The 25324-nt window shown below is 48.1% G+C and carries 23 protein-coding genes and 2 riboswitches; of the genes, 8 read left to right on the top strand and 15 right to left on the bottom strand.

Annotated features, from left to right (window positions below):
- Positions 1-239 precede the first annotated feature (239 nt).
- Positions 240-404, bottom strand: a complete 165-nt coding sequence (locus BW944_RS12630) for an IS3 family transposase (protein WP_084193756.1) — start codon at positions 402-404, stop codon at positions 240-242.
- A gap of 169 nt (positions 405-573) precedes the next feature.
- Between BW944_RS12630 and BW944_RS12635 the strand changes: the two genes are divergently transcribed.
- From BW944_RS12635 to BW944_RS12645, 3 genes are all read left to right on the top strand, one after another.
- A complete protein-coding gene (locus BW944_RS12635; RefSeq protein ID WP_076560253.1) occupies positions 574-837 on the top strand; it encodes an AbrB/MazE/SpoVT family DNA-binding domain-containing protein in 264 nt (87 codons plus the stop codon).
- A complete protein-coding gene (locus BW944_RS12640) occupies positions 838-1239 on the top strand; it encodes a type II toxin-antitoxin system death-on-curing family toxin (RefSeq protein WP_076560255.1) in 402 nt (133 codons plus the stop codon). It begins immediately after the preceding gene.
- A 138-nt stretch (positions 1240-1377) separates the two neighbouring features.
- On the top strand, positions 1378-1773 hold the full coding sequence (locus tag BW944_RS12645; RefSeq protein WP_076560257.1) for a (deoxy)nucleoside triphosphate pyrophosphohydrolase: 396 nt from the start codon (positions 1378-1380) through the stop codon (positions 1771-1773).
- On the opposite strand, the gene BW944_RS12650 is transcribed toward BW944_RS12645, so the two are convergent.
- The gene (locus tag BW944_RS12650; protein WP_076560259.1) at positions 1757-4567 is read right to left on the bottom strand and encodes a DEAD/DEAH box helicase; all 2811 of its coding nucleotides are present in this window, start codon (positions 4565-4567) and stop codon (positions 1757-1759) included. The two genes, BW944_RS12645 and BW944_RS12650, sit on opposite strands and share 17 nt — an antisense overlap.
- Before the next feature lie 200 nt (positions 4568-4767).
- On the opposite strand from BW944_RS12650, the gene BW944_RS12655 reads away from it, so the two are divergent.
- From BW944_RS12655 to BW944_RS12665, 3 genes are all read left to right on the top strand, one after another.
- Positions 4768-5415 carry a peroxiredoxin-like family protein gene (locus BW944_RS12655; protein ID WP_084193752.1) on the top strand — a complete coding sequence of 216 codons (648 nt, stop codon included), beginning with the start codon at positions 4768-4770 and terminating at the stop codon, positions 5413-5415.
- 232 nt (positions 5416-5647) lie between these two features.
- Positions 5648-6283, top strand: coding sequence for an FMN-dependent NADH-azoreductase (locus BW944_RS12660; protein ID WP_076560261.1), 636 nt, complete (start codon positions 5648-5650; stop codon positions 6281-6283).
- Positions 6284-6552: 269 nt separating this feature from the next.
- Positions 6553-6659: riboswitch (SAM riboswitch) on the top strand.
- A 60-nt stretch (positions 6660-6719) separates the two neighbouring features.
- Positions 6720-6820: riboswitch (SAM riboswitch) on the top strand.
- 167 nt (positions 6821-6987) lie between these two features.
- Positions 6988-8319: a sodium:solute symporter family protein gene (locus tag BW944_RS12665; protein ID WP_084193753.1), complete on the top strand. Its 1332-nt coding sequence runs from the start codon at positions 6988-6990 to the stop codon at positions 8317-8319.
- A 60-nt stretch (positions 8320-8379) separates the two neighbouring features.
- On the opposite strand, the gene BW944_RS12670 is transcribed toward BW944_RS12665, so the two are convergent.
- A complete protein-coding gene (locus BW944_RS12670; protein ID WP_076560263.1) occupies positions 8380-9180 on the bottom strand; it encodes an FxLYD domain-containing protein in 801 nt (266 codons plus the stop codon).
- Positions 9181-9193: 13 nt separating this feature from the next.
- Positions 9194-9535: a hypothetical protein gene (locus BW944_RS12675; protein ID WP_076560265.1), complete on the bottom strand. Its 342-nt coding sequence runs from the start codon at positions 9533-9535 to the stop codon at positions 9194-9196.
- A gap of 408 nt (positions 9536-9943) precedes the next feature.
- Here BW944_RS12675 and BW944_RS12680 point away from each other — a divergent pair, with 408 nt between their 5' ends.
- On the top strand, positions 9944-11482 hold the full coding sequence (locus tag BW944_RS12680) for a DUF4870 domain-containing protein (protein ID WP_076560267.1): 1539 nt from the start codon (positions 9944-9946) through the stop codon (positions 11480-11482).
- Positions 11483-12034: 552 nt separating this feature from the next.
- On the opposite strand, the gene BW944_RS12685 is transcribed toward BW944_RS12680, so the two are convergent.
- Positions 12035-12862 carry an ABC transporter permease gene (locus BW944_RS12685; protein WP_076560269.1) on the bottom strand — a complete coding sequence of 276 codons (828 nt, stop codon included), beginning with the start codon at positions 12860-12862 and terminating at the stop codon, positions 12035-12037.
- Positions 12863-12873: 11 nt separating this feature from the next.
- Positions 12874-13809: an ATP-binding cassette domain-containing protein gene (locus BW944_RS12690; RefSeq protein ID WP_076560272.1), complete on the bottom strand. Its 936-nt coding sequence runs from the start codon at positions 13807-13809 to the stop codon at positions 12874-12876.
- Positions 13810-13907: 98 nt separating this feature from the next.
- Between BW944_RS12690 and BW944_RS12695 the strand changes: the two genes are divergently transcribed.
- Positions 13908-14348 carry a MarR family winged helix-turn-helix transcriptional regulator gene (locus BW944_RS12695; RefSeq protein ID WP_076560274.1) on the top strand — a complete coding sequence of 147 codons (441 nt, stop codon included), beginning with the start codon at positions 13908-13910 and terminating at the stop codon, positions 14346-14348.
- 225 nt (positions 14349-14573) lie between these two features.
- On the opposite strand, the gene BW944_RS12700 is transcribed toward BW944_RS12695, so the two are convergent.
- From BW944_RS12700 to BW944_RS12740, 9 genes are all read right to left on the bottom strand, one after another.
- A complete protein-coding gene (locus BW944_RS12700) occupies positions 14574-15899 on the bottom strand; it encodes a M20/M25/M40 family metallo-hydrolase (protein WP_076560276.1) in 1326 nt (441 codons plus the stop codon).
- 61 nt (positions 15900-15960) lie between these two features.
- Positions 15961-16989 carry a tetratricopeptide repeat protein gene (locus BW944_RS12705; protein WP_076560279.1) on the bottom strand — a complete coding sequence of 343 codons (1029 nt, stop codon included), beginning with the start codon at positions 16987-16989 and terminating at the stop codon, positions 15961-15963.
- A 142-nt stretch (positions 16990-17131) separates the two neighbouring features.
- On the bottom strand, positions 17132-17398 hold the full coding sequence (locus BW944_RS12710; RefSeq protein ID WP_076560281.1) for a Txe/YoeB family addiction module toxin: 267 nt from the start codon (positions 17396-17398) through the stop codon (positions 17132-17134).
- Complete coding sequence (locus BW944_RS12715) at positions 17391-17639, bottom strand: type II toxin-antitoxin system Phd/YefM family antitoxin (protein ID WP_076560283.1); 249 nt, start codon at positions 17637-17639, stop codon at positions 17391-17393. The genes BW944_RS12710 and BW944_RS12715 overlap by 8 nt, the downstream gene beginning before the upstream one ends.
- A 295-nt stretch (positions 17640-17934) precedes the next feature.
- Positions 17935-18870 (bottom strand): ectoine hydroxylase, encoded by a 936-nt coding sequence (gene thpD, locus BW944_RS12720; protein ID WP_076560285.1) that lies wholly within the window; start codon positions 18868-18870, stop codon positions 17935-17937.
- Between the two features lie 368 nt (positions 18871-19238).
- Positions 19239-19655, bottom strand: coding sequence for an RDD family protein (locus BW944_RS12725; RefSeq protein WP_076560287.1), 417 nt, complete (start codon positions 19653-19655; stop codon positions 19239-19241).
- 267 nt (positions 19656-19922) lie between these two features.
- Positions 19923-21074 carry a type III PLP-dependent enzyme gene (locus tag BW944_RS12730; protein ID WP_076560289.1) on the bottom strand — a complete coding sequence of 384 codons (1152 nt, stop codon included), beginning with the start codon at positions 21072-21074 and terminating at the stop codon, positions 19923-19925.
- A complete protein-coding gene (locus BW944_RS12735) occupies positions 21071-22891 on the bottom strand; it encodes an IucA/IucC family protein (RefSeq protein WP_234983181.1) in 1821 nt (606 codons plus the stop codon). The genes BW944_RS12730 and BW944_RS12735 overlap by 4 nt, the downstream gene beginning before the upstream one ends.
- Positions 22857-24629 (bottom strand): IucA/IucC family protein, encoded by a 1773-nt coding sequence (locus tag BW944_RS12740; protein ID WP_076560290.1) that lies wholly within the window; start codon positions 24627-24629, stop codon positions 22857-22859. The genes BW944_RS12735 and BW944_RS12740 overlap by 35 nt, the downstream gene beginning before the upstream one ends.
- Positions 24630-25324: the final 695 nt, after the last annotated feature.

Here is a 25324-nt window from a genome sequence, read left to right on the forward strand (position 1 = left end):
CCTACGGATCCGTATGGAGTGTCGTCCGCCAGCTTAGAAATAAAAAGGAATCCTACGTTAGAGGAAGAAATCAACACATTTCATTGTGGAGAACCATATTTCTAGGGTTGTGAAATTTGAGAGAAACATACTGCTGTGAATATTCAATAAGCAAGAAAACTTGTGCAACTATCCACACTTATTACGCTTTAGTATAAATCACTCTATTTTTTCGCTCTTACTGGATTGTCAACACAAAACTAGACCATTTTGTTAAGGTGTTTCCGGCGATAAGCTGCCGGTGTAAGGTAGCCTAACGTTCCATGAATGCAGATGTTATTGTACCAATGGATATAATCGAATAAAGCCCGTTTCAGTTCATGAAAGGGTGGAAAGCGTTCACCTAAAGCTTTAAAAACGAGCAGTAGGCTTTAGCAGACCAACTAGTTAAGAACGCTTTCCATCATTGAAACTCTGCCGCAGTGGCCTAGCATTATAAAATTAAGTTATTCATGTTAATATGTAAGTACATCAGTACATCCGCATGTATAAAAATCCATAATACTAATAAACCGGAAAGGGGAATATTGCGAAATGAGTGAAATGACCGATCGTAAAAAAGAAACGCGAAAAGTCGTGCAAACAGGAAACAGTCTTGGCGTCGGTTTACCGAAGTCCATCATTGATTCCTTAGGGCTCTCCAAAGGGGATGAAATAGAATTTGAAGTCAAAGAGGATCAGATCATTTTGAACAAAAAGAAGAAATGGGAAGATGAAGTGGATACAGAACTGATCGAAATGCTCGGCGAAACGCTCAATGAGCATGATCAGGTATTCAAAAACCTGAAGGATCGATAAATGTCTTTCATTTATTTGAAAACAAAAGACGTAGCTCTAATCCACTTTATGATAATGAAAAAATATGGAGACGGCGAGCACGCTGGTATCAAAGATCAAGACATGCTCGAATCTGCGGTTCATCGACCACAACAGAGTGCCTTCGGAGATGAGGCATATCCCCGCTTAGTTGATAAAGCGGCCGCCCTGTTCGAATCCTTAGCCAGAAATCATTGCTTCCATAACGGAAACAAAAGGACGGCCCTTGCTTCCGTTGATATTTTTCTGAAGAAGAACGGCTGCAAGCTCATCCCTAATGACGAGGACATTGAGGAATTCACCGTAACTGTAGCACAGAGGGAAGTCGAGTTTAATGAAATCGTAGTGTGGTTAGAAGCCACTACAACAGAATACCGCCGTTAGAAACACAAACCGAATAGTTTTAAGAGAAACGGCGAACTACTCTATAAGCGGTTCGCCTTTGTAGTTAATTGATAATAGTCTGAATTTAAAAGTAATAATCAGGATTTACATACATATCAGATAAGGAGGACTTCTTCGATGAAAAAACAGGTCAAAGTCGTTGCAGCCATCATAGAAAACGAAAAAAACGAAATCCTCTGCGCTCTGCGCGCCCCGGACATGAGCATCCCGAATATGTGGGAATTTCCCGGTGGAAAAGTAAAGACAGAAGAGTCCCTGCAGGAAGCGCTCGAACGGGAAATCGAAGAAGAGCTCGGATGTACGATTCAGGCAGGAGACGTGTTCAACCGGAACGTTCACGAGTACGATGCGTTCATCATCGAGCTGATTGCCCTGAAAGCTACCCTACAAGCAGGAACTCCCGAGCCGAAAGAACATGCCCGCCTTATCTGGCTGAAGCGTGAGAATTTGAATTCGCTCATCTGGGCACCTGCAGATATCCCGGCTGTCGAAGAACTTACACCTTCTCGGTAAGTTCCGTATACAGCTGCTCAGGCAGCCGGTGATGCAGTTCCATCTGCACTTCAATCGGCTGCTCCCCTTGCCAGGAAAACGCATCCCCCTGTCCGATATAAATATACGGCTCGGTAATCCCGTTTTCGATCTGCTTATACTTCCTGAGGAAGAGATGCAGCCGAATTCCACGTTCACGGTTATGAAGAATATTTTTCCCGCGTTCCGACCCTTGCGTCGTACTGTTCGGTGTTTCCCACTGGAACTGGGTGCGGCTGATCAGCTTATCGTTATAATTGATGCTTTCTTTGATATCCGCTTCTTTATGAAGATCGACGAACAAGAAGTAGTCGTCCCCATTCTGCAAAAGTCCCGAACCGCGAAAAGCGGAATGGCTCTTCCGATAGTTCGACATCAACGCGGCATCCGCCATCTGATACTGCTCATACAATTTGAAATGCGGCAAGCCATAATTGTAGCTGCCAAATTCCCGTTCATACCGGAGCAGACCATATTCGAGTACATCCAACAAGTAAGCGCGATACTCTTCTTTTCCGAGCAACTTATCGAAAAGTAACGTGCGTTCGGCCACCTCTCCGTCAAAAGAGACTAGTTTCGGCGTCCGCTCCTGTTCCCGGGAATCGAAAAATTCCTGATTCACATAACGGAAAGCGTGATCCACACTCTCCTCAGGCACCTCTTTGACCCACTTCTCCATCTCCTGTTTCGCTTCTCCTATCGTCAGTAAGCGTTTATGAACGAGAGCACGCAGCACCACAAAATCGTAGCTCCGCTTCAGCGGCAGCATCGATGACAGCCATTTGAGTGTTTTTTCAAACGTTTCATCCGCCGTCAGTACTTTGAGATGATCATCCTTTTCTGCAGCAGCCACAAACTCCAGATACGTTCTCTTCTTTTTGATGAACGACACCGGATCCGGGGCGTTTTCATACGTGTAGTAATCCATCAGCCAGTGAGGCACATTGCCGGCACGGACGCGCTTGAACTCCTGGTACTGCTCGCGCAAATACTTCATCGACATGAACGATTCCTGATCGATCTGGGTGAGGATCCGTTCTTTTGAAATCTCGTCCATCTCGATATGCGTCGCTCCCGGCAGATGAACGAACCCTGTCGAAATCGCGACTTTCAGACTCTCTTTGTCATAGTAACGCTGGCCATTCAGCGCGATAGCGATAAGAAAGGTTTTGGCGTGATTGCCGATGAAATCGAGCACCGTCAAAAATTCTTTCCCCTCATGCTTACGTAAGCCCCGGCCGAGCTGCTGTATGAAAATGATCGGCGAGTTCGTCGGTCTGAGCATCAGCACCGTATTCACCGATGGAATATCCACCCCTTCGTTGAAAATATCCACCGTAAAAAGGAATTCTACCTGATCCTCCTCAGCTTCTAGACGCCGGATCGCTTCCTGACGCTCTTCGCCGGAATGACTTCCGTCAAGAGCAAGACTCGGAACCCCCCGCTTCGTGAACTCTGCTGCCATATATCTCGCGTGCTCCAGGCTGGCGCAGAAGCCAAGCCCTTTTCTTTTCTCCCCGTCGAAACCGTAGAAATTCATTTTATCAATGATGAAATCGACCCGTTCGTTCACCTTCAGACGTTTCGTAATTTCATCAATGTCATCGATGGATACATCGCTCAGGTCTACGCTATCGACATCCGTTACACCGAAATAGTGGAAAGGCACGATGATATCGTCTTCGAGTGCGTCATGGAGGCGTACTTCAAGCGCCACGTTCTGATCGAACTGTTCGAAAATCGACTGTTGGTCTCCCCGCTCCGGCGTCGCCGTCATCCCGAGTGTGAACGGGGCATCGAAGTGTTCGAACACTTCCTGATAGGTCGGCGCCGTCACGTGATGCGCCTCATCATACACAATGTAATCGAAAGCGTCCGGGTCGAACGAATCGTAGTAGTTATGAAGTGTGCGGATATTCGCAAACAGATACTCCGCTTCAAAATCTTTCTGTGTGCCTGTCAGCAGCCCGAACGATACGTCGAAGTTATGTAAGAGATACTCAAACGTCTCCTTCGCCTTCTGCAGAATCTCTTCGCGGTGTACCACAAACAACAACCGCTTCGGCCGCTCCCGGCGCACGTCAAAAGCAGCCATGTACGTCTTCCCGGTTCCGGTCGCCGCCACGACGAGCGCTTTTTCCTCCCCGATGCCGCGAAGACGGTCGAGATTTTCCATCGCTCTCGTCTGCATCGTGTTCGGTGTCACATAGGCGCTTTTTTCATAGACGAGAGACTGGCGGGTCACCGTCTGTTCCAAGTTACGGACCAGTTCTTCATAGTCATGCAGAAATTTATCATCGACCTCGTGGCTCCTGGCCCATAGCTGATTGAATTCATCGAGCACCCGGTCCATGAAGGTGTCTTTTTCCTTTGAAATGATCTCCACATTCCACTCGATATTACTCTTCAGCGCGTGCTGCGTAATGTTCGAGGAGCCGATGATCACCTTGTAGAAATCGTCATATTCGAATATGTATGCTTTCGTATGGAAACCTGTCTTATCAGTAACGAACACTTTCGACTCGATCGCCGGGAACTCACGAAGTTTCCTGAGCGCTTCCGGGTCGGTGAAATTCAAGTATGTAGAGGTCAGAATTTTTCCTTTCGTCCCTGCCGTCTCCGCTTCTTTCAGTGTATCGAGCAGCAGCTGCAGGCCGCTGAAATTGAGGAAAGCGACGCTGAAGTAAAAAGAGCGGCACGTCTCGATCGATGTTTTCAACTCCTGGAATAAGTTATTCGAATCATTATTTAAAATCAATCTCGGTTCATTCGTCATTTGATCACCCCTACACTTTGGAAATAAGTTGCACTAATTTTACAGGAAATGTTTTGATCGATCAATGTAGTGCGTTCTGTTGTATCCCTAACGAAGACCGGATGAAACAGTTTGTTTTATTCGTACATCTCTATCAGTTACAGTGAACATACACTTTTAAATAGGCTTGAACAGAGCTTTGAAATGAAGGAGAGATTCACGTGAAAACGGAAATGCTCGAGAAGTACGATCAGTATATCGAAAAGTTCAAAAAGAACGCAGACCAGGATACACAGAACAAGATGAAAAAAGCGATCGAAGAATTGGAGAATTCCGAGGAAGGCGAAGGATTGAATTCCGGAGAGAAAGCTCCTAATTTCAGACTTCCGGACGCCAAAGGGCAAACGGTCGAGCTTTATGATCAGTTAAAGCAGGGACCTGTCATCCTCACCTTCTATCGCGGTGGATGGTGCCCTTACTGTAACATGGAACTGCGCGAATACCAGCAGATCATCGATGACATCCATGACGAAGGCGCAGAATTGATCGCGGTGAGTCCTGAAGTACCGGATCAGTCTCTATCCACGAAGGAAAAGAACGAACTGGAGTACCACGTACTCAGTGACGTCGGCAACGAAGTCACTTCCGACTATAATCTCGTCTATCAGCTTCCGGACTATCTGATTGAAGTCTACAAAAACAAGGGCCTCGACGTAGATAACCACAACGGGGATGACGAGTGGAAACTTCCCGTTTCCGCTACGTATATCATCAACACAGATGGCACGATCATTTTCGATTACACGAAAGCGGATTACAAAGATCGGGCAGAGCCTTCCGAAGTACTAAAAGAACTGAAACAAGCCTGACATATCAAAAGGAGGCACGTATGCAGCGTGCCTCCTTTTGTATATTTTTTTACTGGAATCAGATTCAATCCACACATTTTTACCCCCGTTAAAAAGGGAATTGTTTGAACAAAACCATTACTTATTACTCTTTCTGGAGAAGAAAACGTTTTCCCCATATGAAATGTTGGATTCGAGATTTCAGAAACTATTACAATAGTCGTTGTGACTTACAGAACAGGAGGAAGATAATATGAACGTATTAGTAGTTAAAGCAAATAACAGACCAGATGGAATTTCCACAAGAATGTACAACACGTTCCTCGAACAAATAGAACAGAACGAGGAACTGAATATAAACACGTATGACCTTTTCGAAGAGGATATGCCTTATTTCGGCCAGGATCTCTTCAGCGCCCTCGGCAAAATGCAGGAAGGCGTCGAATTGAACGACACGGAATCCCGTCTACTCCAGGCGAAACAGAAAGCGAAAGACCTGATCAGTGACGCGGACGTCGTCGTACTCGCATTCCCGCTCTGGAACTTCACCGTTCCTGCGAAGATGCAGACGTTCATCGACTATCTCGCGGAAGCAGGATTTTCTTTCCGCTATACGCCGGAAGGCCAGCACCAGCCGCTTCTCACCGACAAACGCGTCATCATGCTGAACGCCCGTGGCGGCAATTACTCCGCTCCGGAGATGCAGCCGGTTGAGATGGCCGTAAATTATGTCCGTAATATCTTCGGCATGCATTTCGGTATGGATATCAGAGAAGAAGTCGTCATCGAAGGCCACAATGCGAATCCTGCTGAAGCGGAATCCATCGTGAATGAAGGTCTCGAAGACGTGAAGAAAGCAGCTCAGAATCTCGCTTATCAGAACACGTAACTCCTGATTTCAGTTAAAGAGGAGCTAATCTTAGGGTCCCCTCTATTTTTGGATCACTGAACGCCATTTTATAAAAGAAAAACAAAGAACCCCCGTGCCAAGGAACAAGTATGTTCCCTTCCACGGGGATTCTTTTTTCTAAAGGAAAATAGCAGAGATACCATCCTTACACTCACTGATCCGATTAAATTTTCTGACTTTTCTTTCATTCGTCATTAACATAAAAACTCTCCCTTGCTATGATTGTCATTAATTAAATAACGGACGTATTCTTATCCAGAGAGGTGGAGGGACTGGCCCTGCGAAACCCGGCAACCGCTACATATGTAGCAAGGTGCCAAATCCTACTGAGCTTCAAGGCTCGGGAAGATAAGAGAAACTTAGCTTTCTTGCCTCTCTACTTAATTCGTTAGAGAGATTTTTAATTTCATATGATAACTTATCCAGAGCGGCGGAGGGACTGGCCCTACGATGCCCGGCAACCTATCAGAACGATAAGGTACTAAATCCAGCAGGAGAAACCCTGGAAGATAAGTCGAGACGAACCTCTTCTTAACTTTCAGGAGAGGTTTTTTTATTAGATTCATTTAACGGTTGAACGTAAGAGCAAAAGGGTGGGAACGCCTGCGGGACTAGCACGAACCGAAAATCACCCGAATCGACCAACGAGAGATTCGGGAAGTTGAGGTCGCGCCCGCGGCAAAGTGAACCCCTGGCTCGTCGGGGCGAGCTTCGCAACTTCCTATGCCAGTGCTAACCTGTTCATCGGGGTGCCGGGCCTCGCCTATCAGTACGGCACCGCGGTACTCTGGTACACGCTCGGCTGTTTCGGCGTATCATGGTTGGCTCTCCTTCTCTTCGCTAAAACCTTTTGGTGTTACGGCAGAGACTTTGGCCGTGTCTCGACGCTTCCGGAGTGGCTCGGAAAACGGTATAACTCCAAAGCGCTTCAGGCTCTCGTCTCTTTGCTTATTTTATTCAACGTCTATTATATCGTCGGCCAAAACGTCGGCCTTGCAACGATTTTTGAAACCGTCATCGGAGTAACAATCACCATTCTGTACATCGGCCTCGGCGGAGCTTACGCGCAAATCGTGACGGATGGTATCCAGGGGATTTTCATGGCTATCACTTCCGTGTTCGTTGCCCTCTCCTTTTTATGGACCATCGGTGGCGGATGGAATGTGTTCGGTGAACTGACCAGTCAGCTCGCTTCCATCAACCCGGACTTGACCTCAGCTGTCGCAAACAGTGGACCTTACAACAGTGTGCTCGCCATCATGGCTGTTCAGTTTCTGTTATTCAGTTTCGTTCTGATGCCGCACCTCCTGAACAAAGTACTTTCGATCGAGACGGAAAAAGAATTGGCGCCGTTCACTCTTTCAGCGGGTATCGTGCTTTTTGTCATTTCGACACTCATGGTGCTCGGCGGCCTGGGCGCCCGTGTTCTTTTCCCAGCCCTGCAGAGTGCTGATGCGGCTATTCCGATGTATATCATCGAAGCGTTCCCTGCTGTCATTGCCACGCTTATGATCGTCGGAATCGTTTCCGCGATTCTGTCGAGTACGGACAGCCTGTATCTCGGGATTACGACCAGCATCGGGAACGATCTGTATCGCGTCGTCGCTCCATTTTTGTCGAAGAAAACACTTACGCCGGCCCAGCTGGATAAAAGAGCACTGAACGTTGCCAAAGGATCGCTCGTTATCATCGGGATGCTGTCGCTTTACTTCTCCCTCGAGCGTCCGGATTCCCTGTCGATTCTGATCCAGTTCAGCTTCTCGGCGATTCTCTCAGGAATCCTCGCGCCGATCAGCCTCGGATATATCTGGAGTCGGGGCAATAACTACGGAGCCATCGCTGCTCTCATTACAGGAGCATCCATGTATGTCCTGTTCACGAGTATGAACCTGATTGCGAACATTTACCTGGCTATGTTCTTCAGCTCGTTGGCCTCTTTTGCTGTGATGTTCGTCGTAAGCATTCTGACTGCGAAACAGGCAGTATCAGAAAAAGAATTGAGAAAAACAGTCTGACTAAGAGAAGAAGCAATCGGGCCAGAGGCCGATTGCTTCTTTTTCAGGTTAAATTTAATTCTAGAAACCCCAATCCCAGCCAAATGCTTTCACTTCTACGTTTGCAACCTGACCGGCATGCTCAGGAGGGATCTCCGGATAGGTCAATTCGAACCCTGCTTCACTTCCGTCGTTCACACTGACCGTCAGACTCTCGTTCAGTACTCCAAGCAGCGAGCCGTCTTCCGCATAGAGCGCCGCTGCAATCCTGATATCATCCTGCATCTCCCCAGTGGTGTTGGTTACTGTGCCCGTAACACGATAAGGGATGTACTCATCTCCAGCACTATGATTCACGCCGGACACTTCCATCAGGTTAGGGTCCGCATCAGCAGAGGCTTCTTCATATTCAAAATTATAAGTGGTTTGGGTATATTCTGCAGGATCGGTTACAGCATCCAAGGTAGTCGTCTGAGATACGAAAGCTTTCTCCCCCGGCATAAGTATATCCGGAGTGGTGTAATTCATGCTATCTGTTCCGAGCACCGTTCCTTCTTCATCCTGAAAATTCATCTGTACTTCCCCTACGGTGACCGGTGTATTTCCGGTATTCTCAAGTACTGCAGAAGAGTGAATCCAGACCGAATCTATCGAATCTTTCCAAGCTCCACCTGTCTGAGCTGTAATTTCCAAGGATACATTCACTTCTTCTTCCTGCTCCTCCGGCTTGTCTCCAGCTTCATCCGCCTGCACTTCTTCTGTTTCGGAGGACTCATTTTCCGATTCACTGCCAGTCGTCTCACCCGCCATATCTTCCCCGGAGCCGCAAGCTGCGAGAAAAACTAACCCTATCAAGACAATAAAGACCATCAATTTTTTCATAAGTTTTCCCCTCTCAGGCAGCAGTCTGCTGCGTTTTCTCTTTACGAAGAATGCCCATCAAGCCTGCGGGTACAAGGAGAAGAGCCGGTATTACTCCAAACAGACTGATGGAAATAAGAATGGCTATTCCACTGATCAGCATAATCCATCCCCCAAGTTTCGCTTTGAATTTTACGAGAATGGCACCGATGAGGGCCAGACTGCTGAATAAAAATGCGCTGACTCCCAATCCGCCGATTTCACTCGTCTCGTTGAATGCTGCATCGACAGAACCTATGAATAAAGCGAAGAATGCTCCTCCGAACCCGATAAGCCCCCCAATAATCCCAAGCGCCAACTCTGTCGTTCTATTCATCCGATATCCATCCTTTCCAATATTTGATAACTCTATTATAATTGTAATGTTCTGAAATATCGACGTGTATATTCAGGGGTCTCCATTTATTTGTCCACACTTGAAAAACGTACTTGACTTTAGGTTGGATGCTATTATTGCAATATCGATTTCCACTCGGGAATCATTAAAAAGTACCGCTCCCGACAATAAAACGTACTAACTTCTTTAAATAACGTTTCCTGAATCGGGAGTACCCTTTATGCTGGGATAAAGAAGATAACATCACCTCCCGTCAAACTCATTCATAAAATTACATAATATTGAAACTTTCTTCCCAGTTCATCGTATTACACTAGTAGGAACTCAGAATCGTCCCTACCTATTTATTTCGGTCTATTTCGGCGCAACACCACAGGAGGTAAAAAAGTGAAAAAATACTGGACCCTGCCGCTCTTGGTAGTCATGATCGGCATCGCATTCTTAGCATTTCAAAATTATCAGGAAGCTTCCACGCCTCCTTCCGACTCCTGGAGCCGGGAAGCGCAGATAGCCACATCTACCGTGCGCTCCGGGCTGGATGGGAAACAGACAGATGAAGGTGTACGACTAGCCCATTTCACGGATGATGCCTTGAATCTCCATACCTACGACGAGGGACTGAACAGTACGAAAGAGAAGAGTATACCTGTTCAAAGCACGAAAGGGGCCGAAGTTTTTACAGGAAATACATACTCGATCTATTACGCCGGAGGGGGGTTGTACCGGTCCGATACTGAAGAACAGCTGGCCCGCTCCGAAGTCTTCCTTCCTACAGAAAACGGAGTCGTCTACGTGGAAGAACAAACAGCTAGGTATATGGATGGAGATACGCTTGAGACGACGATCATAGCGGAAAATGTTTCCGATTCCTCTTCCTTACAAGCTTATGACTCCGAAGAAGGACTGGTTGTTTCCATCAGCGAAGCGGAAGATAATGATATTTTCACTACGGTCTATCAAAGGAACGGGGAGAAGATATCTGTTCTTGAAGAAATGGACATCGAACTCTCGCCTTCTCTTAAAATGGAGGAGGTGTATCCCCTTGTTCAGAACGGGAGCGCCAAACTTCTAGTCAGTGCTGTCCCGGCCTTCACCCGATCTTCCGGGGAGAAGAGTTTTTTCCTTACCGAAGAAGAAGGAGACGGTACCCCTTTGGTATCCATAAGTTTTCCCGACCCGCAGGTGGAGGGCTCCTCTCTTCAGGAAGTGGAGGATCTCCTTGTTTTCTCGAAAAACGGCCTACCTACCTTCCTTTTCCGGGCTCAAGGGTATACGGAAACGAAAACAGGGGGTACAGAAGCATTCAACATATATGAAGGGACCACCGAGAACGGAAGCCTTTCGATCACCAGACTCAGCAATACTCCACGTTTATCCGTGAATCCTGAGATGGTGAATGATGGGATGGTCGCATGGCTCGATATCGGAGCGGACACGAACACCGTTTTCATGGCGGCATCCGATGAACACGAATCGTTCCCTGCTCCGGCCATCACAGGAGACACCCTCCTCCGTACCGCCGGAAAAACCCTATCTATGCTGACGACAGGGTTGATGACGATATTTCTCACCGTACTCTGGTACGCGCCTCCCCTTCTCCTGATAGGAGCCTGGATGTTCCGGCGTCGTAACCCGTTCGATGATGAAAAAGAATGGTCCTTTTACGTATCGGTGGCTTTCTATACGGCAGTAGCTTTGCTGTTTCATCAGCATTTATTCAAATCTCAGGTCCTTGCTGAATTGCCGGAGTTTCTCGGTTTCCCGGGCAGCCCGTTCGTGTTGATCATAGGCTTTTCTCTCGTGGCCTTCGGAATAGTGAAAGTCTCAGGGATGGAAAAATGGTGGAGCATCCCCGGAAGAGTCGCTTACTTTATCGGACTCCACGTACTATTCATGACCGTTTATGTGGGTCCTTATCTCTTTTGAACGTTTCACGTGGAACAAATGAAAAGTGGAGACGCCCGTTCAGAAGCTCTAATATAAGCGGGTGAGCCTGGATTCGGGTGTTCTTACCCGAGACAGGGTTAGTCGCTTATATTACGGGCTTTTGGGCGTCGCAACTGGACAAAGAAAAGCGGAGTCCTCCTGCTTAGAAGCTATAGGATAAGTGGACGGGCTTGGCTTCGAGCGAATTTTCTCGAAACAGGGCTGACCACTTATCCTACGAGCTTCTGGAGGATGCAGCTAGACAAAGAAAAATGAAAAACTCCTATTGGCAATACTCGCACAAGCATAATCCTCAGTAGAAAGACGTATTATTTTCTAAACTTAGTGAGCGATAACATGAATTGCTGAGGAGAAAATTTATTTATAGAAACGAAATTTCTATATAGAGTAATAAAGGGGAGACATTCGGTAGTTCTTGAATATCTCCTCTTCTTTCAATGTATTTTCCTTTCGTTCCCTATGTGTACATACCAATATAAATAATCCATTAGAAAAACGCAGCCGATATATCGACTGCGTTTCTTGAAGTCCTCAGGCATTCGCCCGCTGGAAGCTGAATGTCGCAAACAGTACAAGTACCGCTGCGAACCCTGCGATGAAAAGAACTTCCGCGAACATCGTCACTTCCTGCCCGAGCACGGTAAGGTTTAGTCCCATCGCATCAAGCACAGGTGCCGGTATATTTTCTACATCGATCATAATTTTTTTCATTACATCCACCCCGTACGTGACCGGGTTGATTTTAACCACTACGTCCATCCAGGCCGGCATATTACTGACTGGAAACAACGCCCCTGAAAGGAAAATCATCGGCATGACGAGGATCTGTACCGTCAACTGGAACCCTTGCGTCGACCGGATGATACTGGCAAACAACAGCCCGAGTCCTGACAGAGCACACCCGAGCAGGAACATGAACGGAATGACCTGGACCAGTGCCATGATATTGTAGGACAATCCGAGGAACGGAATGAGAAAAAACAGGATGATCCCCTGGATGGTCGCAATCGTCGCCGCCCCCAGCATCTTCCCGATCGCGATGCTGACACGGGAAATCGGCGATACGAGAATCTCTTTCATATAACCGAAATCCTTATCCTCGATGACGGACATCGCCGAGAAAATCGACGTCATCAAAAGGGTCATCGCTACAATTCCCGGAAATACGAATTCCACATAGTTGAACCCTTCTGTCCCTTCCGGCATATTCCCGGCCATCATCGTTTCCATCGAACCGCTCATTCCTCCGCCGAAAATCAGCAGAAACAATATCGGCATCGAGAACGAACCGATCAGACGGGCCCGGTCCCGGAAAAATTTCGTCAAATCCCTTTGCCAAATCGCAAGTATACCTTCCATATCTACCCCTCCTATTCTTTCGCGTCCCCGATTTTTCTTCCGGTGAAAGCGAGAAATACATCATTGAGCGTCGGTTTCCGGATATTGAGTCTGGTGATCGGAATCTCCAACGTTTTGATGAAGGAGGAAATGAACGCGTCACTGCTTTCGACTTTCAAATGAATCGTGTCGCCTTCCACGCTCACTTCCGCTCCACTTACCTTTTCATCAATTTCCCTGAGCGCCTGATCATTATCTTCCGTCGAAAGTTCGATCATATCTCCGCCGAGCTGATCCTTGAGCGCCGTCGGAGAATCTATCGCGATGATGTCCCCCTGGTCCATAATGGCGACGCGGTCACTGATTTCCGCTTCATCAAGGTAATGCGTAGTGAGGAACATCGTAATGCCCTCTTTCTTTTTCAGCTTCAATATATACTCCCACAAATGGGAACGCGTCTGTGGATCGAGTCCGACCGTCGGCTCATCGAGAAACAGCACTTTCGGATAATGCAGCAGCCCGCGAGCGATTTCCAGGCGACGCTTCATCCCTCCGGAAAACGTTTCGACCCGCTGCTTACTTACTTCTACCAGATCGACGATTTCAAGGACTTCCCGGATGCGTTCCTGACGCTTGTCTTTCGGAACTTTATAAAAACGGCAGTGGAGCATCAGGTTTTCATTGGCCGTCAGTTTTTCATCAAGCGTATTTTCCTGGAAAATGATACCGATGCTCGCACGCACCTTATCTTTATCCTTTTTGACATCATATCCGTTGATTGTAATGCTTCCGGATGTCGGTTTAAGCATCGTACAGATCATATTGATGGTCGTACTTTTCCCCGCCCCGTTCGGACCGAGAAAACCGAAAATCTCTCCTTCTTCCACTTCGAAGTTGATAGCTTTCACCGCTTCGGTCTGTTTATATGTTTTCGTGAGATCTTTTACAGAAATGATCGGGTTACTCATAATTACTCCCCCTGAACGTAAATAGTTATGATATAATAACTATTAATTATTATCCACTTTTGCCCGTCAAAAGTCAAAAAGAAAGGAGCATCCTATATATGGCAACCGATAACGAACTCGTCGACCGTATTCTGAGTGTACTTCCGGCCTTGCCGAAGAAACTGTTCGGAGATATCCAGCCGTTTCAGGAGAGTGACCTGCACCCGACCCACGTTCACATCCTCCACATCATCGAGCAGGAGGGAGCCGTTCCGATGAAGACAGTCGCTCAGAAGCTGTCGATCAAAAAATCGAACCTCACCCCTCTCGTCCGGAAACTTATCGAGCACGGCCTTCTCGAAAAAACAAAAAAGGCGGAAGACCGCCGCATCACTCTCGTTCAGCTCACGGAGGAAGGCACCTCGTTTCTCAGGGATAAAAAAAGACATATGGAAGATCAGCTCCGCGAGCGTCTGGATACTTTGTCTGCAGAGGATCGTCAGAAGCTTCATGACAATTTTACTCAATTGTCGGTAATACTTGAGAAAATGAACCGATAATCCTGTCGTTATTGCGACGTTCGCGGAAGTACACTGGGTGCGAACGTCTTCATTCATCTCTTTGTGCTACGTTCGTGAAGTGCCAGGCTGTGCAAACGTAGCACAATTTTATTTTACGGTAAGTTCGTGCTTCATCTACGAGCTCGAACGTCGCAATACGAAGCCTCCCCCCGGGGGTTCCATGCCAAAAAATAAGACCCGGCACACGGCCGGGTCTCCTCCAAGTCACACACTTATCCTGCTCTTTCTGTTCATCAAACGCTGCAGCGAGCGATTCTCCCTCAATAGCCTTTTCACCAGTTCCACCGTTTCGAGACAAGCATCCACATTCAAGGTTTCCGCAACCGTATGCTCATTCCTGTATCCCACGGAAAGATTCACCGTTTCTATACCAGCTTCTGCCCACACACGCGCATCGCTACTTCCTCTTTCGACAGGAGACCAGCCGTTCCCTGCTGTCCTCTTCACCCAGGAAGCGAAGCGGCGCGTACAAAAATCAACGCCCCCTCCACGAACTACAACATCCCCGGCCCCGCGGCGGTCGAGGACAAAAGCTGCGTCCACTCCCCACAGAAAGACAGGATTCACGTTCCGACTTCCCCTGAGACCGATTTCCTCTTCAACGGTAAAGGCGATTTTAAGCGTACCGTCAAAATAATTGCCGACGTGACGAAGCACTTCGAGAATGACAGCGACTCCGGCACGATCATCCGCGCCGAGAATCCCCTCCTCCGAACTCCATTCGCTTCCCTTCTTCAAAATCGAGCGTCCAGGTACTATTCCATCGACCGTGTCCAGGTGCGCATTCAGCAGTACCACCGGCCCTCTCCCGCTTCCGCACACTTTCCTGGCCAACAGATTCCCATACTCATCGACGACCAAATCATCGACGAGCGGTTCAATATCTTCTTTTACGAAGTGACGGATGTCCTCTTCTTCTCCGCTCGTACCAGGAATCATCAGCAGTTTCTCGAGTTTTTCTTCAAAAGGATGGCGCCTTTTCTCTTCTCGGATATCTACTATCTTTTCAATATCATCCATCTCACTTATTTCTTTGGCACACGCTGTAAGTTCCGCCAGGCCAGCATTGATTCTAATACCTTCCCTCGTGACTCTTGCGCGTTTTCCGAAAAAGGCTTCCAATAGTCGGACAGCAGACACTGTCGTTTCCCTGTCCACGAAATCCAGATGAGCTGGCCGTTTCCCGTGGCCATCACAGCTGAACACCGTTTCCAGTCCAAGCCGATTCAGCTGAGTGACGAGCCCGCTGATATGCGTGTCCAGTTGCCGAAGAGTCGGGTTGCCTGCAATCATTTCCGCTTGTCCGCGTCCCGGCACATTCAGCGCGTCCACCCACTTCTTCTCCATTACCGGGGGCTGGAGGAGCCGAATACCATTCGATTCAAGTTCGTACCGCACTCCGAGTCTATCCAGCACTTCAAGGGCGAAGCGGATGTTCTCATTCTTTTCGTGCTCCCAGGAAAATACGTCCGGCTCTTTTTCCGTCACGTTGAATCCGTACCCCACGAATAGCTGTTTCCACGTTTTCATCAGGCATCCTCTCCTTTAATCGGGATACCTGAATAATACCATTATTCCCGTGACACCCCTGTCACGCTTTCCAACTCAACGCATGAAAAGATTCATCGGCTCTATGGACGATGACATAAGAAGGTTTAGGGTCGATGACATATTCGTGCTCTTTGGAGGTATTGGAATCCTGACGCTTAGAAACTATAACCCCTCCCATCCCCACATCCTCAAGTCTCCAGTTTAATCGGCTGATTCGTTGTCGCAAGGTTGTCTGCTGCACTTCACCCCACTCCCCCACGAGATTGCCGAAAATCCTTCTGTTGAGTGGACGAACTTCGGAATACTGGAGAAGATAAAACAAAACTTCTCCATCATCTTTACTCAGATTTCTGACCTCCCCGTTATAGGTAACATTTATAGTTCGATCTTCAAAAGACAAATACAAAACACCCGGTACATCTTCAATCGATAGTTCCTCCATCTCTTTGTAAGAAATAAATGTCTCCCCCTCGTTCGTACGTTTTATGAATGCATTTTTCTCTAAATACTCATCTGTATTCATCATTTTTTCATACAACTCATGTACCTGGGCAGACTCCAGCGGGTCGTATCTTCCTTCCATATCAAGGTTCTTCATTTGTTCATGGGTTGCATAAATGACATGCAGTTCGCTATTGATCAAGTATAAATGGGCGTAATACAGCTGACGCTCACCCAGCTGGAAACGTCTCGCTTCTTCCTGAAAACGGAGAGCTTCGGAAAAATGGTACCCCGCTTCAGTGAAACGCTCCTGCCGGTAGTAAAGAAAGCCGAGCCGGTAATGAGCAAGCGGAAGCCGGAAGTCGAAATGTAACGCCTGTTTCAGGGAATCGATCGCTTCGTTATCCTTCTTCTCATGCAGCATTTTCAAATTTGAACCGTGTTCGACAAGATAATAAACGAGTTTTTCCTCCACATCGGCGGCCGCATCCCTGTCCTTTTCCTTTCTCAATTGCTGCCTCAGCTTCCTATATAGATCTATGAGATGATAATATCCTCCTTTTTCCTCTTCCAGGTTCCTTTTCGCTTCCCGGATTTCTTCGATGATATCGTCACTGCTTCTCGGCACAGTTTCATCCCTCCCCGTCTATTCTTACTTTTTCTATTCCCTGAAACTCATTAAAAAAAGACATATTCAGGCAGAAAACTTCTCCCTGAATATGTCTTTGCTCACCTTGCGACAGATGATGAGTAAAAATAAGCTTTGTATACTAATAATGGTACCTGCATGCAATGATACTGATTTGATCTTCTTCTACGGTGTAAACTAATCGATGTTCAATATCAATGCGACGACTATAAAAGCCGGCTAAATTCCCCTTTAATTTTTCCGGCTTGCCAATGCCATCTAAAGCCCCATCCCTATCGATGCTCTTAATCAGTTGATTAATTCTTTTCAGCATTTTTTTATCTTTGATTTGCCAGTATTGATAGTCCTTAAAAGCATTGTGAGTGAATAAGACATTCAACTTACTCATCGATATCTACGCTGGTGGTTTGTTCCTGATTTAATTGATCCATCGATTCTGAGAGATGTTTGGCGTTGCTCGGATTGTTTAATAGATAGATGGTTTCCAGATATTGATTGTATTCTTCCTCAGAGATGAGTACAGCGTTTTTTTCTTTAGTCGTGATGGTCACCGCTTCTTTATCTTCATTGACTTTATCAATCAATCCTTTGAAGTTCTTTCTAGCATTTGAATAATTCATAACCGTCATTATTATCGTCTCCTTTATTATTATTGTACAGCAAAATGTACAATTCGTCTATTTCATTGACATCCGGACCTCTTAAGAAGGACATGTTCAGATAGCGGCAATCGTCCCCGGAAATAGGGGCGGGGACTCATCCCTGCCCATTTTCAATGGTCCTGAAGCCAGGCGTACAAGGAGGCGAGGAAGGACCACCACATTCGTAAATAAGACGCATACCTCTCATACGGAGGCATGCGTCTTTTTTTAAGGGAAGTGGTCTCCCGATTATTCTATATAACCGCTGCGTTGATGCTTCCTGTTATTTGGAGGTGGAAGCCTCTTCCTTCAGGGATCCGGATTGTGGCTTAATAGGAGAAGTGTTTTCCCGGTTAGCCAGAAATTCCGGACGCGGTGCTGTGCCGCTGAACGGTTCCACAAGCTTGTTCTCAACCGAGTTGAATACGAAGAAAACGTTGCTGCGAGGGTAAGGGGAGATATTCCCGGCAGAGCCGTGCATCGTATTACAGTCGAAAAAGAGAACAGACCCTGCAGGCCCGGTCGCGCGGTCAATCTGTCCGCCGGCCTGTTCCGTGAGCCATTCCATACTTTCATTATCCGGTACACCGGTCTCCTGTTTTTTCAGTGACTGTTTAAAGTTATCTTCAGGCGTAGTGCCCGGGCAGGAAACATACCATTTCTGTGAGCCCGGGATGAGCATAAGGGGACCGTTGAACTCATAGTTGTCCGTAAGAATGATAGAGCAGCTGAGCGCCCGCATATTCGGCATGCCGTCTTCCATATGCCACGTTTCGAAGTCCGAATGCCAATAAAATTCTTTACCTTTGAAGCCGGGTTTGAAGTTTATCCGGGATTGCATCATGTAGACATCGCTACCGAGAATCTGCTGGGCTGCCTTGACGATACGCTCATTTTTCGAAAGCATTTCGAAAAATCCGCTGTCTTTGTGTATCTCGAATACAGAGCGGACTTCATTGCTGTTCGGCTCCTTAATGACGTCCGGTGCATCACGGTTTTCATTTTCCTTCATCGTTTTACGAAGCTCTTCTTTCATCAGCTGAACTTCCTCAGCAGTGAAAAGATTCTGTAGCATGATGTAGCCATTCTCATCATAAAAGTTTAAGTCTTTCTCTTCTAAAGGACCGTCGTGTTCGGAACCGCCATGAACGACAGGGTCCTTCCGATCCATAATCTCCTTGTGATCTCCTTGCCTGGACGGATACTCATCCATCGCCATACCTTCATTCCTCCTTTAGTATTTTTCACAAAAGAGAAAGCCGTACTTCACAGCGCTTTTGTATTGAAAAGTATAAAGTGAGCTTATTTCAGAGAGAAAGCCTTTCATAAAACTTGAGACAGCAAAACCAAAAGCTCGATGTTTTACTTGAAGCAGGAACAACCCGACTTTTGGCTATTCGGTAAGCAAGTCTTATATAATTGATGCTGGCAGCGCGCATGTACGGAACTTTCACTCCTGTGTGCTTTTCCTCCTTACTTAGAGGAACCATTTCAAATCTTCCCGCTTATTTGAATTATAAACATTATTTTGCAAAATAGTAAGCTGATAATCATCCGACTGCTATTTTACTTAATGACTGACCTTGCTCATTTATCAATACTTACATATGTACCTCCGACAATATCGTGGATGGCTCTCTTATCTTCCCGGTAAGCTACCATGAACATACTGATCACGAGCGACAGCCCCAACGTAAGAATAGCAATCATATGGAACCCTACCGCTTCCCGCATAAATGCATCGGAAATCGTTACATTAAGGTCGCTTCCGTGTTTCTTCATTCGAATCCTGCGCATCTTCTTCCCTAGTACGTGCCCTTTGCATATTGGCGGAATAAGAATAAGATAAAACAGATAAAAGAAGTCCCACCCCACAGCATTGCTCCATGTCAATCCGGTTTCTCCTGTGAAGAGATAGGTAACTCCGACTCCTGCAATGACTATGAGGATTACATCCAAAAATTTTGCTGAGATTCTGGTTCGAAGCGTGGCCGGATTTTTCATATACTCTCTCCATTTCTATTTACTACTCTGCTCCTATTTTAAAGGAAACTACGGTTTTCTTCTACTTCGTGTTCCATACAAAAAACCCCTCAGCAAGATGCTGAAAGGTCCTCAACGCTTATACTTCTATAACGAAAGCAAGGTATACAAAGAAACGGCTAAAGCGATTAGACTGATAATCAATGAAATAGTCAGCATGGACTCCTTCATTATCCTGTGAATTTTTCGCTCCACCTTTACCATCGATGATTCAAAAAAGCATCAGTTTCACTTGATATAGACGTGTTCCGGGTGCGGGTGACTGAGAAAATCGTGATGCGAAATCGTCCATGCATACGCTCCGGCATGAGTGAACACGACGACATCACCGGCACGAAGGCGGTATACATACTCCCCGCGTACGAGCAGATCGTTCGGGGTACACAGCTCCCCTGCAATAACGACTTCCGTTTCTTCCACTCCGGGGCGTTCAAATGGATACGGCCAGACTTCCCGTGGTTCCACGTAAAACGGATGGCTTATTTTCCACGCTGCCGGCAGTCGCAGATGATGACTACCTCCCCGCACTACTGCAAAGTTCCTGCCGTGATTTTCTTTGACATCCACCACTTCCGTTATATAATACCCGCATTCCGCGGTCATATAACGGCCTGCCTCAAGGATCAGCTCATGACCTTTTGTGTCGATATCCGTTAATCCTATAGCGAAAGCGTCCCAATCGAAAGGGTCGTATGGGTTCCAGTAATTGATGCCGAAGCCTCCTCCGAGGTCGATGATGGACGTATCGAGCTCGTAATCGTTTCGCCATTGCAGTGATTTTTCCACCGAAAGCTTCGCAAACGCCACATGAGCCTCTGCAGACAGATTGTTCGACATAGCGTGGAAATGGAACCCTCTGATTCCTATGTACGGGGAATCGAGCGCTTCTTCGATGAGTGCCGGAATCCGTTTTTCTTCCACGCCGAACTGGGTCGGGACCCCGGACATCTTCAGGCGGCTGTCAGAGACGTTGTCCGCCAGATTGACGCGGAGGAGCACTTCGGCGGTCGTGTCCATCTCACGGGCGAGATGATCGAGACGCCTCAACTCATGAAAACTTTCCACGTTCAGCATCATCCCGGGCTCCTTCAAGGCACGGCGAAGTTCTTCTTCCTTTTTCGCCGGTCCCCCGAAAACCCGCGGGCCGCTCCCGGCTTTATCCATTTCCCCCGCGGAGGCGACTTCGAATCCGTCCACGACCGGGGCTAGGGTCTGGAGTATTTCAGCATCCGGATTCGCTTTTACTGCATAATATAGCCGGCAGTTCTCCGGTAATTTTTCATTCATCGATTCCGCCCGTCGCCTCAGACCCTTCAGGTCATAGACATACGCACAAATCGGGCTTTCATGACTGTCGATATATTCCCTTACTTCTTTCATCCTTCTTCTCCTTCGTACAGTGGATTCGATACTTCACTGAACCATTCTTCTTTCTCTCCGTAAAGACGCATTTTCGTAAGCGACTTATGCATTACGGTTTTCTGTTTCAAAAAATCACGGTCGATCTCCGCTTCTTCCGGTACTTCTTCTCCCATGCGGCTGCACGTCTCCCCGCAGATCTCTTTCACGATCAGCCAAAAATCCTCCTCTTCTGTGCCGGTCTCTTCGACGAGCTGACGGATGATTTCCCCGATATGATTCTGGAAGACCGAATAATAAAGCTTATGATGCATCGCCGCAACATCTTCGGTCACGGAGACCGATCCTTCCATGAAATCCGGACGATACCCGCGGGCTTCGAGACGCTGTTTGTAAAAACGGGTCCCGCCCCAGTCACGGAAAAAGAAACGGGTCAGGTGCCCGTTCCGGAAGACCGGGACGCTGTTTTGCAGATGTCCCTCCAGCGCTACCCCGTATTTGATCATAAGGGTGAGGTACGGAGGGAGGATCGTCCGGGCATATTCCCGGAAAAAAGCCGGAGCGGCGTCTTCCGGCGACATGTTTTCCGCTACGGCAAATTCCCGGACTCGCCTTTGGAGGACCGTGCCTTTTTTATCCGGGTCGTCTGCATAAAGCGCCATGCCGGCGATCGCTTCTTCGCCTTCTTCAAGAAACGGGTCGATATCTTCTCTCATCAGCATCGTCAGATTCCTTTTCTTCAACGTATCCTCCGAATCGAACGAACCTCCTCCTAGCTCATAGAGGGGGACGAATCCGTCAAAAGATTCCCGGTCGAAAATCGTCTGCAGCAATTCGCTCACCACCGCTGCATTGCCGGCTGTCTGCGGAGAAATGGAACGCACGGTCGAAGTCATCTGACTGTTGACGGCCAGTTTCAGTGCAGGCCCGCTCCCGGAAGCGGGGACGACCGTCCGGAAAGAGGACGTCGCTTTTGCAGGAAGCGATACGTCCTCAAGAAGCAGCACATCTCCTTCCGCAATCTCTCCTTCATAAATCGAGGGGATCGCATGGAAGTACTGCCATTCGTGAATGGGGACGAGTACGAACTCCTCAGCCTGATACCCCCGGTTAGTCAGCTCCTTTTGCCCTTGTTCAAAAAGGTCCGGGTAGTAGGTCTGCACCGGCTCCGGTTCATTTGATTTCCACAAACTCTTCCGGACCGCCACGAACCGGACGGGGAACGTATGGCCGAATTCCGGAGAGTAACGGAATGCGTCTTTGTAGGACAGACCCAGCTTCGTTTTCGCTCCCGGGTGCAGGTGATGCCCCTCGGTGACCAGCTGTTCGAAAAACAGACTCCCTTTCTCCTCTCCGATTCCGCTTAAGGAACGGGCTGCATAGGCAAGAGTCAGGTTCGCCGTTCCGTTGTCGAGTTCTTCCTGGAAACGCCCGAGGTTCGGGTACTCTTCTTTCGAAAACAGCCACCCGGCCAGTTCGGAAGCAGTCTGAACCACGGTTTCACGCTGGTCATCGATTCGGATGATATTACCGTTCGTTTCGATCCGGTTGAAAGCATAGACCGCGCGTATCGGAATCACAATCGAATACTCCGGAAAACGCAGCACTTTTTGAATGAGCCGGCCATCTTCTGCATGCACATCCTCTGCTTTTTCGTACAGCCCTTCCCGTAATACGGCGGAGGCCATTTTATGCAGAATGCCGTTTCGGCCGGCAGAGATATAACGGAGGAACTGCGGGGCATAATGCGGCTTATCCCGTTCCAGAAAACGGAGGCATTTCTTTTCTTCTTCCATCATTTTGTCAGTAGCCAGAGACTGGATCGGATGGACCATCATGAGCAAGTTCCTCCTTTTGGAATGGATTCGGAGCATCGACGAACGCATAATCCGTGAACTGATCGGATAATCTCATCCGTACCAGGGATTTCATGCGACTTCTGTTTTTTAGCAGTCTTTCCTTATCCCGGCGCGCAGCTTCCGTGTCCATCGATGCGAAACTATCCTCGAGCACCTGACGGACCGCCTGCCACATCCGGTTCTCCGGAATGTTGAGTCTGCGGGCGAGGGCGATGATGATTTCTCCGAGATGGTTGTGAAAAGTGGCGTGGGAAAAAATATCCGTCATTTCTTCTTCTCTGTCAGTGAGAAGGTTCGTCGCTGGATCGATCGGCGCTTCTTCGAAATGACGGTCTAGACGCTCCGGTAAAATGCGTACGCCTCCGCAGTCCCGGAGATCGACGCGATGCGGGCGCCCTTTTTTGAAAATGATCACCGCATTCTGCAGGTGTGCTTCCATAGCGATGCCGTACTCGCTCATCAGCCTTGTAATGCCGGGTAGAAGAATCCGGGCGTAGGAGTCGATGAAAGCGACAGCCGCTTCTTCCGTACGTGCTCCCGTGAACTCCTCCGCGAGAAGCTTACCGGTGACCGGGGATTCCGAAATCAGTGCCGCTGCCGGCATCGCGACTTCGCCTTCCTCCAGGGACGCTTCCGGGTTCTCCCGGAGAATCGCAGCTATATTTTTTTCAAAAAACGAGCGATCCTCCTGCTGGTCCGGCACGTAGTGAATGCCGGCGATGTCTCCGGAGATGGTCGTCGTCCTGCTTATTCGTTCGTCTTTTTCCAATATTTTTCCGAGAAGCTCGGCCATGATCGGGCCGTTCTTCGTCGAAGCGGCGGATACCGTACGCACGGCGCTCGTCATCTGTACGTTCAGCGCTGTTTTGATATGAGGCGCACCGTAAAAGAGAGGTGCCATCGTCCGGAACGACATGAGTGCGGCCGTCGGAATCCGGGCACCCAGCGGAACCATCGTTTTCTCTTGCAACTCCCGGTGGTAGTATTCCGGCAGTGTGTGCTCCGCCTGCCATGGATGAAGCGGGATGAGGCGATATTCCCTGTCTAAAGAATCGAACTCCTCTTTCACCTCCGGGTAGGAAGTGAGCAGCGATTCTGTCATGCCGGTACCAAAAGGAGCGGTTTCGGAGGTCTTTTCCTGGGCGACCGCCAGTGGCACAAGGCCGGGAGTTGCTCCCCATTCAGGCGCATATCGCTTCGCCTCTTCCGGACTCATCGACAATCTCGTCCTAGCCCCCGGGTGTGTCGTGTGCCCGGTGATGATCCACTGTTCAAAAAAGACGAGCGGGGAGAAGGAGGAGTCTTCTGTTTTTCTCCGGAGGACATACTCCCACGTGTTTTCATCTGGGCGAGGAGCCGGGAGTTCCTGCTTCCGTTTTTCGAACGCTTCAAGCGCGGAGGCATAGTTCAACGCACTGTTCATCATCTCCCTGACGAACACCTCATTCCGAAAGCCGAGAATCATAAGCAGCTGCTCCATCCGCTCGATGACCTGTCTCTCGCCGGAGGACGCGATGTATACTGGAGGGTCCTGGATATCAACGTGCCCGAGTATGTACGTGTGGCTGATCGGGACTTCGACGACGCCTCCTTTGGGGACATCGATCTCGATCCCCGTGTCTGTTCTGTTATAGGCTACGAGGTTCTCGCGCAGGATGCTTTGCAGTAGCAAACGAAAAATATAACGTTCCGCTACCTGTTCGTGACTCACACTCATACTTTCATCTCCTGTCTCTTTCTTCTAACAAAACTATTCCCGAAATACAGATGAAATAACCAAAAAGAAAAGTGGAATCACCCTGTTTAGAAACCTAAGTCATAAGTAAGTCGGTCAGACGAAAGGCGGTCTTCCTTTCTCTTATCCGACTTACTTATGGCTCGGGTTTCTGGGTGATGCAACTAGACAAGAAAAGTGGAATCACCCTGTTGAAAATGGACGAACTTGGCTTCAGCTCCAATTGTAATCCTGAAGCCTTGTGCGACATTCAGAAGAAAAAAGAAACGTGAACGTCGCAGAACTTTTCTTATCGCTCCCTTCAACAGAAGCTGCCTCCGCTGAACAGGTCGAAACGGAAACTAATGCGACACTCAGTGAAAGAAATTACACTGAACGTCGCACAATCCACGTTGTTCGATCCAATCAATCGGAACTATCACAGATGAGTGTCCGGGATTATTGCTTTTGCCCTGAGTTCGGATCGTCTGCAAGCGTCCGACCTCCAGAATCCTTCCATTTGCGAGGAGCTCAGCACTCCTTCACCCATCCCGAGCTCCCCCGTCACATGATAAATGGGGAGCTCAGCGATCAAATGGACCGCTGACCTCCACATAAAACCCCGAATTCACTCCGCCCCTTCGGAATTATCACAGATTGAGTGTCCGGGATCGTTCCCTTTTCATACAGAAAGAGCA

Source organism: Salimicrobium flavidum (genome assembly GCF_900156645.1).
Lineage (GTDB): Bacteria > Bacillota > Bacilli > Bacillales > Halobacillaceae > Salimicrobium > Salimicrobium flavidum.